We start from the raw sequence: 17,501 nt of genomic DNA on the forward strand, positions 1-17,501 counted from the left end.
TTTAAAATAAATATCGAAAAATGAAAAAAATAATTTTAGCACTTGTAACCGTTTTAGTTTTTACTTCTTGTGAGCAACAAAAAATTGCTTTTATAGATAATGGAGAATTGATAAATGAATATCAAGGTAAAAAAGACATTGAAGCAAAATATAAAATTAAAGATGAAGCTTTTAAAAAGAATACAGATAGTTTAGCTAGCGGTTTTCAAATAGAAGCAAAAGCTTTTGAACTTGCAGCAGCAAAAATGTCTCAAAGTAAGCAGCAAGAAAAATACCAACAGTTAATGCAAAAGCAACAAGGTTTACAAAGACAAGTGCAAATGCAACAACAAACCATGCAACAAGAATTTCAAGTAGAAATTGATTCTGCTCTTGTTAAAGTTCAAGAATTTGTAACAGATTACGGAAAGAAAAATGGTTACACATATATTCTAGGGAAAAATGAAGCAGGAAGTGTAATGTATGGTAGTGAAGCTAACGATATTACGAAAGTAGTAACGGAAGCATTAAATGCTTCGTATACAAAATAAGATAACACTAATTATTGTTTTAAAAGTCAAGCTTACGCTTGGCTTTTTTTATGCAATAACCTGGTTAGTTTTATAGATAAATCGGTAAGGATAATTTTAGAATTCCCGTTACGCTCTATATGGTAAATGGCATCTTGTAGCTCATTAGATATTTCTAAAATATTGTTGCCATGTATAAAAGGAGCAAAGTTTTCTAGTTTGAATTTTTCGGTTTTAGGCTCAAAATATACTAGTTCTTTGGCGTTATAATTTAATAGTAATGCTTGTCTGAAAAAGTCAATACAAAACTGAAGAAATTGTTTTTGAGTTTCTCTTCCTGTTTTGGCTATGTCTTCACTCCAAGAAATTAAATCATGAATGGCTGCTTTGTTTCCCTTTGCTTTAAAAGCACTTCTAATCCAGAAAATAAACCAAGTTTCAAATTGTATATCTTCACTATCTTGATAGACTAAATCGCAAGCTTTGTTATAGTTCCCGTTTGCTTGATGCGCAATTTTTGTGGCTACAGAATCTTCTAAATTATATTGTTGTATTAGTCCTTTTTTTACATCATTTTCAGCCAAAGGAGGAAAGTGTAAAATCTGACAACGTGATTTAATGGTGTTAATTATTTGCTCTTCATCTTCAGCTATAAGAATAAAAATAGTCTTGCTTGGTGGTTCTTCAATCAGTTTTAAAAGCTTGTTGGCAGCAGCAGTATTCATTTTTTCTGCCATCCAAATGATCATGATTTTATAACCACCTTCATAAGATTTTAATGCAAGAGATTTTACCACTTGTAGTGCCTCTTCTACACCAATTTGCCCTTGTTTATTATCTACACCAAGTAGTTTGTACCAATCAAACAGATTACCATAAGGTTGCTCTTTTAATAATTGTCTCCATTCTTCTAAGTAATAACTAGAAACCGGTTTGCTTTTTACTTTATCACTTGTGGTAACAGGAAAAGCAAAATGAAGATCCGGATGCGAAACGTTATTAAATTTAAGGTTACAAGCGGCATTTCCACCTGTGTTTTCCTTATTGGTATTACCACATAAAACGTATTGTGCATAAGCAATTGCCATTGGTAAAGTACCAGACCCTTCTGGGCCTACAAACAATTGGGCATGTGCAATTCTACCGTTATCAACACTTTGTGTTAAATGGTTTTTTATATGTTCTTGTCCTAAAATATCACTAAAAAGCATAAGGCAAATATAGTTTTTATCCGTAAAAATAAACGCAAAACCAAACTTGAATTTTAAAGAAAATGGTGACACTATATATGGAATACGTTTCCGAAAATGGATCAAAACAACGACTAAAAGCATAAAACATAGATTAAGTGCTTTTTAAATCTTATGTTTGTAATCCCAAATGCCTACCTAAAATGAAAAACCTACTTAAATATAGCCTTGCTGTACTTATTGTGTTTTCTACAAATGCACAAAAGTTAGAAACATTAGAACCTATTCAAGAAAGTCCCTTAAGCACGCAAAAAGAATTTTATATTCAAGGAGATGCTATTGTTATTGGTAATAATATTTTGAGTGAACACGCCCAAAAAGACTATAATGAAATTGGCTTGATTAATGATCGAGTAGAGATGAAATATGTAGATATTGATGGGGATAATGCTACATTTAGTTCCAGTGCTGCTGCATTACAATTACCTCAAAATGCTAAAAAGGTAAAATTTGCGGCTTTATATTGGAGTGCAACCTATGGTTTTCAAAAAGGGCAATACAAAGTGGTGAACAATAAAATGTTGATTAAAGGAAAAGGAGAAAGAGATACCACTTTTAATGTTATAAAATTTAAAACTCCAAATCAAGAATACAAAAGCATAAAAGGAGAAGTAGTTTTTGATGGTCATGATAAAAAATTCTTTGCTGCAAATTCGCCTTATGTTTGTTACGCAGATGTCACTTCTATACTGCAAAATAATACTACAAATGGTAATTATACGGTTGCAAATGTAAGAGCAACAGAGGGAGTAATTACAGGAGGAAGTTCTGCTGGTTGGGTTTTGTATGTGGTCTATGAACAAGAAGATGTTACTCCTAAATACATAAGAACATATCATGGCTTATCGTTATTAAATAAGAAACCCTTAGATATGCATTTTAATAATTTCAATACCACAGCATTTGGTGAAATTAATGCTAGTATTACCATGGCTGCAATTGAAGGAGATGCAAAACTAAAAACAGATAAATGTTCTATTTTTAGCAAGAAAGAGGATCGGTTTATTACGATGAGTTCTGAGTTACGACCAGAAACCAATTTCTTTAATAGTAAAATTACGAGTAATGAAGAATATGTAACAGCGAGGCTTCCAAAAAGTGAAAATACCTTAGGATTTGATTTAGTTACATTAAACATACCAAATGCAAACAATAGTTTATTAGCTAACAATCAGAACGAATTAGATTTTAAAGTCTTTACAAAAGCAGATCGATTTTATATGTTTTTTACTGCCTTTAAGACAGATATTAGTGAAACATGTTATCTAGAAAACAATGACTTATTGGCTGCTGTAGATGTTTTAAAAGAAGCAAAACCTGTTGTTGGTAATATGGAAGATGAAGAGTAAACCACTTAAAACACTAATAGCAATAATAAAATTGCGCATATTATTTATTTTGAAGACCTTTAGCGTTTAAAATAATATGCGTAATTTTTATATATAACAGAAATGAAAACACTTAACGACTTCAATTTTAAAGACAAAAAAGCATTAATTAGAGTAGATTTTAATGTACCATTAAACGAAAAATTTCAAGTAACAGATGCTACCAGAATACGTTCTGCAAAACCAACAATTATCAAAGTTTTAGAAGATGGTGGAAGCTGTATTTTAATGACGCATTTGGGAAGGCCAAAAGGTGTTCAAGACGAATTTTCTTTACGTCATATTGCAAATAAAATTGAAGAAATAATAGGAGTTGAAACTATATTTGTTTCCGATTGTGTTGGTAAAGAGGCAGAAGAGGCAGCAAAAAACTTAAAACCAGGTGAAATTCTGTTATTAGAAAATTTACGTTTTCATGAAGAAGAAACTGCAGGAGATAAAGACTTTGCAGAAAAACTTTCTAGACTAGGAGACATTTATGTGAATGATGCTTTTGGTACAGCCCATCGTGCGCATGCTTCAACAACCGTTATTGCTCAATTTTTTCCAGGAAGAAAATGTTTTGGGTTTTTATTAGCAAAAGAAATAGAAAGCATTAAAAAAGTGATGGAAACAGGAGAAAAACCTGTTCTTGCTATTTTAGGTGGAGCAAAAGTGTCTTCAAAAATTACCATTATAGAAAATATTTTAGATAAAGTAGATCATTTAATAATTGGTGGAGGAATGAGCTTCACTTTTGTTAAAGCGCAAGGCGGACAAGTAGGAGATTCTATTTGTGAAGACGATAAAATGCCACTAGCTTTAGAAATTTTAAAACTAGCAAAAGAAAAAGGGGTTCAAATTCATATTCCTGTAGACGTGGTGGCAGCTAACGCTTTTAGCAACGATGCAGATACGCAAGTTTGCGATATCAATAAAATACCTGATGGTTGGCAAGGTTTAGATTGCGGACCAAAATCGAGAGAAATTTTTAATGATGTCGTTTTACAATGTAAAACCATACTTTGGAATGGCCCCTTAGGTGTTTTTGAAATGGAAAATTTTGCTAGCGGAACCATTGCTTTAGGAAATTCTATTGCAGAAGCAACTAAAAATGGTGCATTTTCATTAGTTGGTGGTGGAGATTCTGTAGCAGCAGTAAAACAGTTTGGTTTTGAAAAGAAAGTGAGCTACGTAAGTACTGGTGGAGGAGCAATGTTAGAAAGCTTAGAAGGTAAAACACTTCCAGGAATTGCGGCTATTTTAGAATAGTTTAAGCAAATAACAACCTAACTTTTTTAATAAAAACACGAAATTAGTATCTTATACGTTTAAAGAAGACGCTAATCACATTATTATGCAATTACAAAAACTATTTTTCTTTATTTCTTTTTTAAGTTTTGCTGCCATACAGGCTCAGGACAGTTTACAAGTTGCCGTAGAGAATCCACCACTTACAGAACAACAACTAGAGGCAGGAAAAAATTATATTATAGACACTATAATTGATGGGCAAGCTTTATATAAAAAAGAAATTAAAGTAGTAGAGCAACTAGATCTTGAAAAAGAGTTGTTAGACAATGCTCACGCTGCCGAAATTGATGAAAAATGGCTTCAAGAATTATACAGCAATTCGCTGTTTGATACTATTTATAAAACCGTTGAAACCTTAGATTATAAAGATGTTGATTATCCGGAACTGTCTACAGAACTATTAAAATCTAGACTTGCAGAGTTAAACGCAAGAACACCTTTTAATGTAGAATATAACACTTCGTTGGAAAGTGTAATAAAATCTTTTTTAAAGCATAGAAGAAAATCATTTGAAAAACTAATGGGACTTGGTCACTATTATTTTCCAATGTTTGAGCGCGAATTAGATAATTACAATATTCCGTTAGAAATGAAATATCTAGCCATTGTAGAATCGGCATTAAAACCAAGAGCACGATCTAGAGTTGGTGCAACAGGTTTGTGGCAATTTATGTTTGCAACAGGAAAACAATATGGATTAGATGTAAGTTCTTATGTAGATGAACGTAGCGATCCAATAAAATCGACTGAAGCAGCTTCTAAATATCTAGCTAAACTTTATGAGATTTTTGGAGATTGGGATCTTGCGCTTGCAGCATATAATTCTGGTCCAGGAAACGTAAGTAAAGCAATAAGACGCTCTGGTGGTTATGAAAATTATTGGAATATTCGTCATAATCTTCCACGTGAAACAGCGGGTTATGTTCCTGCATTTTTAGCAACCATGTATATTTTTGAATTTGCTGAAGAACATGGTTTTAAACCTGTAAAACCAGAGTTTCAATATATAGAAACAGATACGGTGCATGTGAAACACATGATTACGCTAGACCAAGTTGGTGAGGCAACAGGAGTGCAAATTGAGAAATTACAGTTTTTAAATCCTTCGTATAAACTAGATATTATTCCGGTTGTAAAAGGAAAAAATTATACGTTAAGATTACCAAGAGATGTGGTTGGTGCCTTTGTGAATAATGAAGAAGCTTTCTATGCTTCGGCTAAAGCTGAAATGGATAAACGAGAAAAACCATTACCTCAATTATTTAATTCGGAAAGTAAAATAAGGTACAGCGTAAGAAGTGGGGATTACCTAGGAAAAATTGCAAGAAAATTTGGTGTTCGTGTTAGTCAGTTAAAACAATGGAACGGCTTACGAAGCAATAATCTTAAAATAGGGCAACGCTTAACTATTTACCCAAGAAATACGGCAGCAACAACACAAAGCACTTCTAAAAAGAAGTCTAAAACTGTTGTTTCTCCTAACGCTAAAACATATACCGTTAAAAGTGGAGACTCTCTTTGGAGTATTTCTCAAAAATTTCCAGAAATTACCGTTCAAAATATTAGAGATTGGAACGATATTAGTGGTAACAATTTAAAACCAGGAATGAAGCTTATAGTATCTAAAGGCTAATACTTCTATAAAAACTAACAATTATGCGTAATTTTCTTTGTATTGCAATGGTAATGCTATTGTTTACATCTTGTAATGATGACGAAAAATCAAACAAAAGAATTGTTTCAGCATCTTCGGGAACACTTAATAATATTTCTGTTGTTGTAGATAACGAACTTTGGGAAGGTAAAGTAGGAGAATCTATTAGAGATGTGCTTGCAGCTCCAATTTATGGTTTACCACAAGACGAGCCCATTTTTACAATGGCACAAATACCACCACAAGTATTTTCTGGCTTTGTAACCAAAAACAGAACGGTTTTAAAAATTGAAAAAGGGTCCGAAGAAGCTGCTGTTAAAATTGCGAGTGACGTGTTTGCTAAACCTCAAAAAGTAGTTTTAATTACCGGAAAAACAAACGCAGATATTATAAAACAAATTAAAGATAATGCTGCTAAAATAGTTGCTGCTTTTAAAGGAGAAGAATTAAAAGAAAAGCAACGAAGAATAAATTTATCTTTAAATAAAAACAATAGTATTAAAGAAAAATTAGGGTTCTCTATAAATTTTCCTACCGCATATAGAATAGCAAAAGAAGAAAATAATGTGTTTTGGATTAGAAAAGATATTAATACAGGAACAACTAATTTAATGTTATACACATTGCCATATAGTGCTATTAAGAAAAATGATAGTTTGATAAATCAGATTATTAAAATCAGAGATTCTATTAATAAAATTTACATTCCTGGACCAACAGATGATGCCTATATGGTAACCGAAGATGCGTATGCGCCATTTCTTTCAGAAACAATAATAGATAACAAACCAACTATAGAAACAAAAGGGATTTGGGATATGGAAAATGCATTTATGTCTGGACCATTTGTAAATTATATGATAGACGATAAAGTAAACCAACGCTATGTGGTTTTAGAAGGCTTTGCTTTTGCTCCTTCTGTTGCAAAACGGGATTACATGTTTGAGTTAGAAGCTATTGTTAAGTCTATTAAAATGGAGTAGATGTAATTAAATATAAAAACAAAAAAACCAACGCATTGCGTTGGTTTTTTTGTTTTGTATAAAAAAGAAGGTGACTATTCTTTTTTGTTTTCCTCTTCCTCTTCTTTAGTAGCGTCTTTAAATTCTTTAATTCCACTACCAAGACCACGCATAAGTTCTGGTATTTTTTTACCACCAAAAATTAGTAAAATAACAACAGCAATTAACACTACTTGAGGCCAACCTATAAAAAGAGGTATCATATTTAGAATCATAATCTTTAAATTTAAAGCAAAGTTAATAATTAAAGTTTAATATTATCGTTTTAAGGCTAACTTTAGTATATTATTAAACTAAGGCTTTGTAATTTTTATATACTTTTGTTTTAACATGAAATCAAAAAAGAAAAAAGAAAAGAAAATAGCAAAAAAATTACTCCATAAGTATAGGCTTGTTATACTTAATGAAGATACTTTTGAAGAGCGTTTATCGTTTAAACTTACAAGGCTTAACGTTTTTGTATTGCTTGCAATTTCTACTATATTACTAATTACTGCAACCACTTTTTTAATAGCTTTTACGCCATTAAAGGAATATATTCCTGGTTATTCTTCCACAGCTTTAAAAAAGAAAGCGACTATTTTAAATCATAAAACAGATTCATTAGAAAAAGTAATTGCTGTAAACGAACGTTATTTTACTTCTATAAAAAAAGTCTTACATGGCGAATTAAGCAGTGTAGATTTTAATAGAGACTCCATTATTGAAGCTGCTAAATTAGATGTAAGCGAAATAGATCTTACTCCAATTAAAGCAGATTCTTTACTACGCCAAAAAGTAGATAAAGAAGATAAATACAATCTTTTTGAGTCTGCAACATCTAATGCTAGCTTTGTTTTGTTTCCTCCGGTAAACGGAACTATTACAGAAAATTATAACGCAAAAGAAAAACATTTCGCTGTCGATATTGTGGTTGCTAAAAACACACCAATAAAAGCAACAGCAGATGGTATTGTTATTTTTGCAGAATGGACAACAAAAACAGGGTTTGTAATCATTGTAGAGCATAGTCATGGACTAATCTCTGTTTACAAACACAATGCATCTTTAAACAAAGAACAAGGGGATTTAGTTAAAGCAGGAGAAGTGATTGCAATGTCTGGAAATACTGGAGAATTAACCACTGGACCACATTTGCATTTTGAACTTTGGAGCGATGGCTATCCAATTAATCCAACCAACTTTATAGATTTTGAATAAATGTTATCATTAAAAGCAGTCATAGCAAAACCATTTGCAAAACGAGTATATAAGTCTATTCAAAAATGGGCGAATAATCCTGTAGAAACACAAAGTAAAGTGTTTCAAAAACTAATTAGTGATGCTACAGCAACACAATTTGGTAAAGACCATGATTTTGTTAGTATTAATAATCATGAAGACTTTATTAAACGAGTTCCTGTTAGAGATTACGAAGCTTTAAAACCTTATGTAGATCGAGTGGTTGCAGGAGAAGAAGATATACTTTGGAAAGGGAAACCTCTTTATTTTGCAAAAACATCAGGTACAACCTCAGGAGCGAAATACATTCCTATAACCAAAGAAAGCATGCCAACACATGTAGAAGCTGCTAGAAACGCCATCTTAATGTATATTCATGAAACTGGAAATGCTAAGTTTGTAGATGGTAAAATGATTTTTCTTCAAGGTTCTCCAATTCTAGAAACGCAAAATGGCATACAATTAGGAAGACTTTCAGGAATTGTAGCGCATTATGTACCAAAATACCTTCAAAAAAATAGAATGCCTTCTCTAGAGACGAATTGCATTGAAGATTGGGAAACCAAAGTAAATGCTATTGTAGAAGAAACGCTTCCTGAAAATATGACTATCATTTCGGGTATTCCTTCTTGGGTACAAATGTATTTTGAAAAGCTTCAGGAAAAAACCGGAAAAAAGGTTGGTGATATTTTTAAAAACTTCAACTTATTTATTTTTGGAGGTGTAAATTACGAGCCTTACAGAGCAAAATTTGAAAGCTTAATAGGAAGAAAAGTAGATAGTATAGAATTGTATCCAGCAAGTGAAGGTTTCTTTGCGTACCAAGACAAGCAAAACGAAAAAGGAATGCTTCTTCAATTAAATTCTGGAATTTTTTACGAGTTTATTAAGGCGGACGATTTTTTTAACGAAAATCCAAAACGAATTACCATTAAAGATGTAGAAGTTGATGTAAACTACGTGATGCTTATTTCTACAAACGCCGGACTTTGGGCGTATAATATTGGGGATACTGTACAGTTTACTTCTACAAAACCATATAGAGTTATTGTTTCTGGTAGAATAAAACATTTTATTTCTGCTTTTGGAGAACACGTAATTGGTAAAGAAGTAGAACAAGCTATTCAAGATGCTTTAGTCCATGAAAATTCGGAAGTTTCCGAGTTTTCGGTAGCACCTCAAATTGCCCCAAAGCAAGGCTTACCATATCATGAATGGTTTATAGAATTTGAAAAAGAACCAGAAAATCTTTCCGCTTTAGCGCAAAAAATAGACGCATCGTTACAAAAACAAAATAGTTATTATTTCGATTTAATTGAAGGTAAAGTATTGCAACCATTAAAAATTACATTGGTTAAAAAAGGTGGTTTTCAAGACTATATGAAATCTATAGGTAAACTTGGAGGACAAAACAAATTACCTCGTTTATCTAACGACAGAAAATTAGTTGATGATTTAGAAACATTAAATCTCACGAAATAATACTATATTTGCAGGTTAAATACAGTATATGAGTAACAAGAAACATCATGCAAGAACGAGAGCTCAAGAGAGCTCAAATGCTATTGAGCGTATGTATATTACCATGAGACACCTGTTTAATCGCGGTTTTTATAAACCAATGGGAGTTTCTGGAGAAACATTACGAGAAGCGTTATTATTATTAAGACCAGAAATTTATGGTTCTATTGGAGAAGAAAAAGCAGAGCTAGAAGGACTACTTTATGTAGTAGATAGGTTGCCAGAAGGAATAGAAGAATGCACCTTTATAAACTTGACGAGTGATGAAGGGTATGCCAATTCGCATTTCAAAGTTATTATTCCACCCAAAAGAAGACGTAATTGTTATAGAATAGATGATGAGCAAATGAACATCGAGATTACTCGCGGTCGCTCAGAAATTTATGACATTCTTACACACCTTACTTTTCTTTTTGTGGAGTCGCATAAAATTAGCAAACGTGTTTTAATTGATGAAAACGGAGCTACAACAAGAGATTGGATTAAGCTTGAAAAAGCAGTTACTACCAAAAAGAAACTTACACAAAAAGAAAGAGAAATAGCATTAACACATACTGCTAATATTTTAGGCAGAACTTTTAATGAGTTATTAGAAGTTTATGATGATTTTGCTATACCAACACAACCAGAGCGTTTATTACATATTGTCTATTGGTTAGGTAAATTAGCCTTAGAAGAGGTTGTAAATAACAATAAAAGAACCGTTACTTTTAGTCCTGTTTTAAGAGAACGTTTAGGACATCATATTCATGGAGAAATTTGGGCTAATAACATTAAAGATGTTTTGTATAAAAACGAATTGCTTGAAAGACCAATTCATGTAATTAGTGCAAATATGCATAGTGTAATGAATACTCTATTTGCGCCAAATGCATTAAAATCTTTAGCTTCTAAAAACGATATTTTTGAAGTTTATGAAGCAATAAGTCATAAAGACAATAAAGATTTACGTGATAAAGTAACAAAAGAAGCGTTGCAAAAAGGAATGCTTTATATTGAAGATACTTCAGGAACTAATATTAATGTGCAGGTATTTGATACTGAAAAAATTGATTTTTCTAAAGTAGATATAGACGTTGATCAAGAAAAATTAAAAGCAGAAAAGCCAATTATTATTGTAATGGATTATGCTTTTGGTGAACAAGCTTACGAAACTATAGATGAGCTTTTAAAACCTTATAAACCTAACGGAAAGAAAACACATTTATATGTAGACTCTATTTCTATTATGGGTAAAGCAGGGATTTTAGAAGGAGGAAAAGGAGATATCATGATACCTTCTGCACATATTTTTGAAGGTACTGCAGATAATTATCCTTTTAAAAACGAATTGTGTACCGCAGATTTAGAAGGTCAAGGATTAAAAATCTTTGAAGGTGCTATGATAACTGTTTTAGGTACATCCTTGCAAAACAAAGACATTTTAAAATTCTTTCATAGTTCTACATGGAATGTAATTGGTCTAGAAATGGAAGGAGCGCATTATCAAAAAGCAATTCAAGCAGCATCCAAAGTAAGAGGGAGTATAAATGAAGATGTTAAGGTACGTTATGCTTATTACGCAAGTGATAATCCTTTAGAAACAGGAGGGACTTTAGCTTCTGGAGGTTTAGGAACTTCTGGCGTTAAACCAACATATTTAATAACAAGAAAAATTTTACAACAAATATTTAACTAACCATTATGAGTGATAAAAAACTAGAAACAAGTGCTTCAGATGAAATTGATTTAGGGCAACTTATTAATGCAATAGGTAAACTTTTTGAAGGGTTTTATAATTTTATAAAATCTATTTTTAGAGGAATATTAGATTTTATCGTTTCTATTCTTAGAGTAGTAATTAAGAATTTTAAAATTATTATAATAGCTGTAGTTATTTCCGGTGTATTAGGATATGTTGTTGAAAAATTTAAACCAGCAACTTACGGTTCAAGTATGTTGGTTAAACCTTATTTTGATTCCAAATTCCAGTTAGTTACTAATATAGATTATTTTAACGCTTTAATAGGGAATAATGATTATGGTACTTTATCCACTATTTTCCATTTAGATGAAGAGTCTGTAAAACAGATTAAAAAGTTTGAAATTGCTCCTGGTCCAGAAACCGAGAATGATAGAATTATACAATATGATAAGTTTGTTAAATCAATAGATAGCTTAAGAGCTTCTGAAATTGAATTTGAAGATTTTGTTGAAAACAGAAGTATCTTTTCTGGTGATTTTTATGAAATTAATGTGGAGTCTTATAAAAAAGATATTTTTAGTTCTTTAGAAAAAGGATTAAACTCATCCTTTACGAATGAGTATTCTTTAAAGAAGATGAAGAAAAGAGATTCTTTAATTATCATTCAAAAAGAGAATATTTTAGCGTCCATTCAAGACTTAGATTCTTTACAGCAAATATATGTTAATGTGCTTAATGAAGAGGCTAAATCTGGCAATGGCAACATAAATTTTGATGGTGGATATCCAATGAAACAGGAAAAATCAAACACCAAAGAATACGAATTGTTAAATCAACAATTAAAATTAAGAACCGAATTAAGAGTACTTGAAGAAAAGAAAATTGAAGAAGATGTTTTCTTTGATACTATTTCTAGTTTCCAAAAAATTGGTACAAAATCGAATAAGCTTTCAGAAAGGTACAGCATAATATTTCCAATATTAGCTATTATTTTACTGATACTTTTTTATATATCTGTAACTGTAGTCCATTTTGTAAATTCCTATGGAAAAGAATAATGTTTTAATTATGGCCGTTGCCGGTGTTATTTGTAGTGTCTTAGATAACTAAAAGCGCTATAACTATTTTCTAAACAAAGTCCTTGAAAGCAAAGTTTAGCACAAACAATTAAGAAAAGGCTATTTAAGGCACCTAATAGCTAATAATTGTAATACAAACCAAAAAGGCCTACATTTGTCGGCTAATACGTTTAAAACAAATAAGTTTGAGGAATAGTTTACTTAAAAATTTAATGAATTTAAAAAAAAGAATGAATGCATAGTAAAACGATATTAATTACAGGAGGCGCAGGCTTTATAGGATCTCATGTTGTAAGGTTGTTTGTTGAAAAATATCCAGATTATAAAATAATTAATTTAGACGCTTTAACATATGCAGGCAATCTTGAGAATTTAACAGATATAGAAGACGCAGCAAACTATACTTTTGTAAAAGGAGATATTACAGATGAAGGGTTTATAAACGCCCTTTTTGATGAGTATAAGTTTGATAGTGTTATTCATTTAGCAGCAGAGTCTCATGTAGATAGATCGATAAAAGATCCATTAGCATTTGTAAGAACCAATGTGATTGGGACTATGATATTGCTAAATGCTTTTAAAGCACTTTGGAAAGATGATTTTGCAGATAAATTATTTTATCATGTAAGTACAGATGAGGTTTATGGTTCATTAGGAGAAACAGGATTGTTTGAAGAAACAACATCCTATGATCCAAACTCACCATATTCGGCTTCAAAAGCAAGTTCAGATCACTTTGTAAGAGCGTATGGTGAAACTTACGGAATGCCTTATGTGATAACAAACTGTTCTAATAATTATGGTCAAAATCAATTCCCAGAAAAATTAATTCCATTATTTATAAATAATATTATAAACCACAAACCATTACCTGTTTATGGAGATGGTAACTATACAAGAGATTGGTTGTATGTTGTAGATCACGCAATTGCTATCGATTTAGTTTTTCATGAAGGAAAACAAGGAGATACTTATAATATTGGTGGCTTTAACGAATGGAAAAATATTGATTTAGTGAAACTTCTTTGTCAGCAAATGGATGCTGCACTAGGAAGAGATAAAGGTTCTTCAGAAGAATTAATAACATACGTTAAAGATCGTCCGGGACATGATTTACGTTATGCTATTGATGCATCTAAAATAAATAAAGAATTAGGCTGGAAACCATCGGTAACCTTTGAACAAGGTTTAAAAATAACGATAGACTGGTATTTAAATAACGAAGATTGGTTAAACAGTGTAACAAGCGGTTCTTACCAAACATATTACCAAAAACAATACAGCTAATAATAAAAACAGAAACATGAAACTTCCATAACAAGAGTTCGATACTAAAGAGAATGACTATTATGGAAGCTACAAGTGACAAATAAAAAACAAATAAGCTCGACACATGAAAGGAATAATACTAGCAGGAGGTTCTGGTACAAGACTTCATCCATTAACACTTGCAGTAAGTAAGCAATTAATGCCTATTTACGACAAGCCAATGATATACTATCCATTATCAACTTTAATGTGGTCTGGAATTAAAGATATTCTTATTATATCTACACCGCATGATTTACCATTATTCGAACAACTTTTAGGAGACGGAAAAAAGTTTGGTTGTAATTTTGAGTACGCAGTACAAGCAGAACCAAACGGATTAGCGGAAGCTTTTGTTATTGGAGCAGATTTTATTGGTGATGATAAAGTAGCACTTATTTTAGGAGATAATATATTTTACGGAACAGGATTAGAACAGTTATTACAAGCTAATAATGATCCAGATGGAGGTATTATTTATGCATATCATGTGCATGATCCAGAACGTTATGGTGTGGCAGAATTTGATGCAGACGGTAAGGTTATTTCTATTGAAGAAAAACCAGAAAAACCAAAGTCAAACTATGCCGTTCCTGGAATTTATTTTTATGATAACTCTGTTGTAGAAATCGCAAAAAACATAAAGCCTAGTCATAGAGGGGAATTAGAAATTACAGACGTTAATAAAGAGTACTTAAAACAAGGTAAACTAAAAGTTAGTGTCTTAGATAAAGGAACCGCTTGGTTAGATACAGGTACTTTTAAATCGCTAATGCAAGCATCTCAATTTGTTCAAGTAATTGAAGAAAGACAAGGTTTAAAAATTGGCGCAATCGAAGAGGTAGCGTATAGAATGGGTTACATTAATAAAACAGAATTTAATACCTTAATACAACCCTTAATTAAAAGTGGTTACGGTAAACATTTGTTAAGCATTTTAGAAAAATAATATGAAGGCAACAGAAACCAAGCTAGAAGGCTGTTTTGTTTTAGAACCAACAATTTTTGAAGATAAAAGAGGTTACTTTTTTGAAAGTTTTAACCAAGAAAAATTTAATACGCTAATTAATAAAAAAGTAGATTTCGTTCAAGATAACGAGTCCTTTTCTTCTAAAGGAGTATTAAGAGGATTGCATTATCAAGTAGGTGCACATGCACAAGCAAAGTTAGTTCGTGTAATTAAAGGAAAAGTTTTAGACGTAGCAGTAGATGTTAGAGCTAATTCAAAAACTTTTGGACAACATGTAGCTGTGGAATTATCTGAAGATAATAAGAAACAACTATTTGTACCTAGAGGATTTGCACATGGTTTTATAGTGTTAAGCGAAACCGCTATTTTTTCTTATAAATGTGATAACCTGTACAATAAGGAGTCCGAAGGAGGAATTATATACAACGATCCAAAACTAAATATAGACTGGCAATTACCTGAAGACGAATTACTTGTTTCAGAAAAAGATGTAATTTTACCAAATTTAGAGAACGCTAGACTATGATAAACATCTTGGTGACAGGAGGAAACGGACAATTAGCAAGCTGTATAAAAGATTTGGAATCTACGTATTCCAATTTAAACTTTATATACGCAAATTCAGCACAGTTAAATATTGCTGATTTTGATGCTGTACAACAATTTTTTAATACTACAAACTTTCAATATTGCATTAATTGCGCTGCTTATACTGCTGTAGATAAAGCAGAAAGTGACCAAGAAAAAGCAACGGAAGTTAATGTTATTGGTGCAAAAAATCTTGCTATCGCTTGCGCGGAAAAAAACGCAACCTTGATTCAAGTGTCTACGGATTTTGTATTTAATGGCGAAAAATCTGTAGCATATACAGAAACAGATACCACAAACCCAACAGGAGTTTATGGAGCAACAAAACTAGAAGGCGAACTAGAAGTAGCTAAAAACCTAGAACAACATTTTATTATAAGAACATCTTGGTTGTATTCCGAAAACGGGAATAACTTCATGAAAACCATGATAAAACTGTCTGAAGGAAGAGATCTGTTAACTATCGTGGCAGACCAAATAGGTACCCCAACGTACGCAACAGATTTAGCAGAAACCATTATAAAAATTATAACAACAAACAACACGCAATACGGTACTTACCATTATAGTAATGAAGGAGTTGCAAGTTGGTATGATTTTGCGAAAGCTATTTTTGAAGAAAGCAATATTAAAATCAAAGTATTACCAATACCTTCTAAAGCATTTCCTACACCAGCAAAAAGACCACATTTTAGCGTGTTAGATAAAACGAAAATAAAAACGAATCTTCAAATTGAAATTCCATATTGGAGAGACAGTTTAAAAAAAGCATTAGCAAATAGTTATGAATAAAGATTTAGAAATAGCTATAAAAGCTAGTTTAGAGGCAGGAAAAGTAATCATGGAAGTATATGATACTCCTTTTGATGTAGAAATAAAAGACGATAAATCTCCTTTAACTGAAGCAGATAAAAAAGCGAATGATATTATAAACTCTTATCTAGTTAATACCGAGTTTCCAATTATTAGCGAAGAGAATAAACAAACAGATTATGCTACAAGAAAAAATTGGACTACTTGCTGGGTAGTAGATCCTGTCGACGGCACAAAAGAATTTATAAAACGTAACGGAGAATTTACCGTTAACATTGCATTAGTAACAAACGGTAAACCAGAATTAGGCGTTATTTATGTACCAGCAACAAAAACTATCTATGTTGCAGATGTAACTAAAAACGATGCTTTTAAAGCAGACTTAGACTCTCATGATGCTACGTTAGAAGAAGTAATGCAAGCTGCAGTAAAACTACAACCAAAAGCACCAGGATCAAACCCTGTGCAAGTTGTTGGTAGTCGTTCACACATGAGTCAAGAAACATTAGATTTTGTAGAGTCTATTAAAAAAGAAGGAAAAGAAGTGGAAGTAGTTTCCAAAGGAAGTTCTTTAAAATTCTGTTTGGTAGCAGAAGGAAACGCAGATGTATATCCTAGATTTGCACCTACTATGGAGTGGGATACTGCGGCAGGACAAGCCATTTGTAATGCTGTTGGAATTGCTGTTATTTCACAAGAAACAAACCAATCCCTTTTATATAACAAAGAAAATCTATTAAATCCTTGGTTTTTAGTTAGTAAGTAATGGCCGATATATCTTACAAAAGACATATAGCCAAAACGATTACTTGGAGGATTATAGGCACTATAGATACTATTATTCTCTCTTGGATTATCTCCGGAGACCCTTTTACAGGTCTTAAAATAGGATTTGCTGAGGTGATAACTAAAATGACTTTATATTACCTTCATGAACGTGTTTGGTTTAAAATAAACCTATCTAAAGAAGGAGAAATTTTAGAAAGCAGAAAACGCCACGTAGCAAAAACAATAACCTGGCGTTTTATAGGAACTATTGATACCATGACATTAGCTTGGTTAATTTCGGGAGACCCATTGGCCGCATTAAAAATAGGCTTTGCAGAAGTGGTAACAAAAATGTTATTGTATTATTTACATGAACGTGCTTGGTACAAAATAAATTTCGGACTTGTTGAACGTACAAAATAATTAGTATACA

Annotated in this window: 17 protein-coding genes; 15 read left to right on the forward strand and 2 right to left on the reverse strand. The window is 31.8% G+C overall.

Annotated elements, in window-relative coordinates; translation table 11 throughout:
- Positions 1–20: 20 nt before the first annotated feature.
- Positions 21–530, forward strand: coding sequence for an OmpH family outer membrane protein (locus FG167_RS05495; protein WP_203460412.1), 510 nt, complete (start codon positions 21–23; stop codon positions 528–530).
- A gap of 32 nt (positions 531–562) precedes the next feature.
- Here FG167_RS05495 and FG167_RS05500 read toward each other — a convergent pair whose 3' ends face one another.
- Positions 563–1,720: a DNA polymerase III subunit delta' gene (locus tag FG167_RS05500; RefSeq protein WP_203460413.1), complete on the reverse strand. Its 1,158-nt coding sequence runs from the start codon at positions 1,718–1,720 to the stop codon at positions 563–565.
- A 182-nt stretch (positions 1,721–1,902) separates the two neighbouring features.
- Here FG167_RS05500 and FG167_RS05505 point away from each other — a divergent pair, with 182 nt between their 5' ends.
- The 4 genes from FG167_RS05505 to FG167_RS05520 all read left to right on the forward strand — a co-directional run bounded on the left by FG167_RS05505 (position 1,903) and on the right by FG167_RS05520 (position 7,077).
- On the forward strand, positions 1,903–3,108 hold the full coding sequence (locus tag FG167_RS05505) for a DUF3344 domain-containing protein (RefSeq protein WP_203460414.1): 1,206 nt from the start codon (positions 1,903–1,905) through the stop codon (positions 3,106–3,108).
- Positions 3,109–3,210: 102 nt separating this feature from the next.
- A complete protein-coding gene (pgk, locus tag FG167_RS05510; protein WP_203460415.1) occupies positions 3,211–4,398 on the forward strand; it encodes a phosphoglycerate kinase in 1,188 nt (395 codons plus the stop codon).
- Between the two features lie 85 nt (positions 4,399–4,483).
- Positions 4,484–6,073 (forward strand): LysM peptidoglycan-binding domain-containing protein, encoded by a 1,590-nt coding sequence (locus FG167_RS05515; RefSeq protein ID WP_203460416.1) that lies wholly within the window; start codon positions 4,484–4,486, stop codon positions 6,071–6,073.
- Between the two features lie 23 nt (positions 6,074–6,096).
- Positions 6,097–7,077, forward strand: coding sequence for a DUF4837 family protein (locus FG167_RS05520; protein WP_203460417.1), 981 nt, complete (start codon positions 6,097–6,099; stop codon positions 7,075–7,077).
- 74 nt (positions 7,078–7,151) lie between these two features.
- On the opposite strand, the gene FG167_RS05525 is transcribed toward FG167_RS05520, so the two are convergent.
- Complete coding sequence (locus FG167_RS05525; RefSeq protein WP_203460418.1) at positions 7,152–7,331, reverse strand: twin-arginine translocase TatA/TatE family subunit; 180 nt, start codon at positions 7,329–7,331, stop codon at positions 7,152–7,154.
- Positions 7,332–7,446: 115 nt separating this feature from the next.
- Between FG167_RS05525 and FG167_RS05530 the strand changes: the two genes are divergently transcribed.
- The 10 genes from FG167_RS05530 (at position 7,447) to FG167_RS05575 (ending at position 17,491) form a co-directional block, all read left to right on the forward strand.
- Positions 7,447–8,316, forward strand: a complete 870-nt coding sequence (locus FG167_RS05530) for a M23 family metallopeptidase (RefSeq protein WP_203460419.1) — start codon at positions 7,447–7,449, stop codon at positions 8,314–8,316.
- Positions 8,317–9,819, forward strand: coding sequence for a GH3 auxin-responsive promoter family protein (locus tag FG167_RS05535; RefSeq protein ID WP_203460420.1), 1,503 nt, complete (start codon positions 8,317–8,319; stop codon positions 9,817–9,819).
- Positions 9,820–9,847: 28 nt separating this feature from the next.
- Positions 9,848–11,536: a hypothetical protein gene (locus FG167_RS05540; RefSeq protein WP_203460421.1), complete on the forward strand. Its 1,689-nt coding sequence runs from the start codon at positions 9,848–9,850 to the stop codon at positions 11,534–11,536.
- A 5-nt stretch (positions 11,537–11,541) separates the two neighbouring features.
- A complete protein-coding gene (locus tag FG167_RS05545) occupies positions 11,542–12,600 on the forward strand; it encodes a hypothetical protein (RefSeq protein WP_203460422.1) in 1,059 nt (352 codons plus the stop codon).
- Positions 12,601–12,855: 255 nt separating this feature from the next.
- Complete coding sequence (rfbB, locus tag FG167_RS05550; protein ID WP_203460423.1) at positions 12,856–13,908, forward strand: dTDP-glucose 4,6-dehydratase; 1,053 nt, start codon at positions 12,856–12,858, stop codon at positions 13,906–13,908.
- 106 nt (positions 13,909–14,014) lie between these two features.
- Positions 14,015–14,878 (forward strand): glucose-1-phosphate thymidylyltransferase RfbA, encoded by an 864-nt coding sequence (gene rfbA, locus FG167_RS05555; protein WP_203460424.1) that lies wholly within the window; start codon positions 14,015–14,017, stop codon positions 14,876–14,878.
- A 1-nt stretch (position 14,879) separates the two neighbouring features.
- Positions 14,880–15,425, forward strand: a complete 546-nt coding sequence (gene rfbC, locus FG167_RS05560) for a dTDP-4-dehydrorhamnose 3,5-epimerase (RefSeq protein ID WP_203460425.1) — start codon at positions 14,880–14,882, stop codon at positions 15,423–15,425.
- Positions 15,422–16,279: a dTDP-4-dehydrorhamnose reductase gene (rfbD, locus tag FG167_RS05565; protein ID WP_203460426.1), complete on the forward strand. Its 858-nt coding sequence runs from the start codon at positions 15,422–15,424 to the stop codon at positions 16,277–16,279. Before rfbC ends, rfbD begins: the two co-directional genes overlap by 4 nt.
- Entirely contained in the window at positions 16,272–17,066 is a 795-nt protein-coding gene (gene cysQ / locus FG167_RS05570; protein ID WP_203460427.1) for a 3'(2'),5'-bisphosphate nucleotidase CysQ, read from the forward strand. Before rfbD ends, cysQ begins: the two co-directional genes overlap by 8 nt.
- Positions 17,066–17,491: a DUF2061 domain-containing protein gene (locus FG167_RS05575; protein ID WP_203460428.1), complete on the forward strand. Its 426-nt coding sequence runs from the start codon at positions 17,066–17,068 to the stop codon at positions 17,489–17,491. The genes cysQ and FG167_RS05575 overlap by 1 nt, the downstream gene beginning before the upstream one ends.
- The last annotated feature ends 10 nt before the right edge of the window (positions 17,492–17,501 follow it).

The organism is Lacinutrix sp. WUR7 (assembly GCF_016864015.1).
Classification (GTDB): Bacteria; Bacteroidota; Bacteroidia; order Flavobacteriales; family Flavobacteriaceae; genus Oceanihabitans.

Coding starts and splice junctions, on each gene's coding strand:
- FG167_RS05540 (WP_203460421.1), top strand. CDS start 9,848: ATGAGTAACAAGAAACATCATGCAAGAACGAGAGCTCAAGAGAGCTCA.
- rfbC (WP_203460425.1), top strand. CDS start 14,880: ATGAAGGCAACAGAAACCAAGCTAGAAGGCTGTTTTGTTTTAGAACCA.
- FG167_RS05530 (WP_203460419.1), top strand. CDS start 7,447: ATGAAATCAAAAAAGAAAAAAGAAAAGAAAATAGCAAAAAAATTACTC.
- FG167_RS05520 (WP_203460417.1), top strand. CDS start 6,097: ATGCGTAATTTTCTTTGTATTGCAATGGTAATGCTATTGTTTACATCT.
- FG167_RS05525 (WP_203460418.1), bottom strand. CDS start 7,331: ATGATTCTAAATATGATACCTCTTTTTATAGGTTGGCCTCAAGTAGTG.
- FG167_RS05495 (WP_203460412.1), top strand. CDS start 21: ATGAAAAAAATAATTTTAGCACTTGTAACCGTTTTAGTTTTTACTTCT.
- pgk (WP_203460415.1), top strand. CDS start 3,211: ATGAAAACACTTAACGACTTCAATTTTAAAGACAAAAAAGCATTAATT.
- rfbD (WP_203460426.1), top strand. CDS start 15,422: ATGATAAACATCTTGGTGACAGGAGGAAACGGACAATTAGCAAGCTGT.
- FG167_RS05575 (WP_203460428.1), top strand. CDS start 17,066: ATGGCCGATATATCTTACAAAAGACATATAGCCAAAACGATTACTTGG.
- rfbA (WP_203460424.1), top strand. CDS start 14,015: ATGAAAGGAATAATACTAGCAGGAGGTTCTGGTACAAGACTTCATCCA.
- cysQ (WP_203460427.1), top strand. CDS start 16,272: ATGAATAAAGATTTAGAAATAGCTATAAAAGCTAGTTTAGAGGCAGGA.
- FG167_RS05535 (WP_203460420.1), top strand. CDS start 8,317: ATGTTATCATTAAAAGCAGTCATAGCAAAACCATTTGCAAAACGAGTA.
- FG167_RS05500 (WP_203460413.1), bottom strand. CDS start 1,720: ATGCTTTTTAGTGATATTTTAGGACAAGAACATATAAAAAACCATTTA.
- FG167_RS05545 (WP_203460422.1), top strand. CDS start 11,542: ATGAGTGATAAAAAACTAGAAACAAGTGCTTCAGATGAAATTGATTTA.
- FG167_RS05505 (WP_203460414.1), top strand. CDS start 1,903: ATGAAAAACCTACTTAAATATAGCCTTGCTGTACTTATTGTGTTTTCT.
- FG167_RS05515 (WP_203460416.1), top strand. CDS start 4,484: ATGCAATTACAAAAACTATTTTTCTTTATTTCTTTTTTAAGTTTTGCT.
- rfbB (WP_203460423.1), top strand. CDS start 12,856: ATGCATAGTAAAACGATATTAATTACAGGAGGCGCAGGCTTTATAGGA.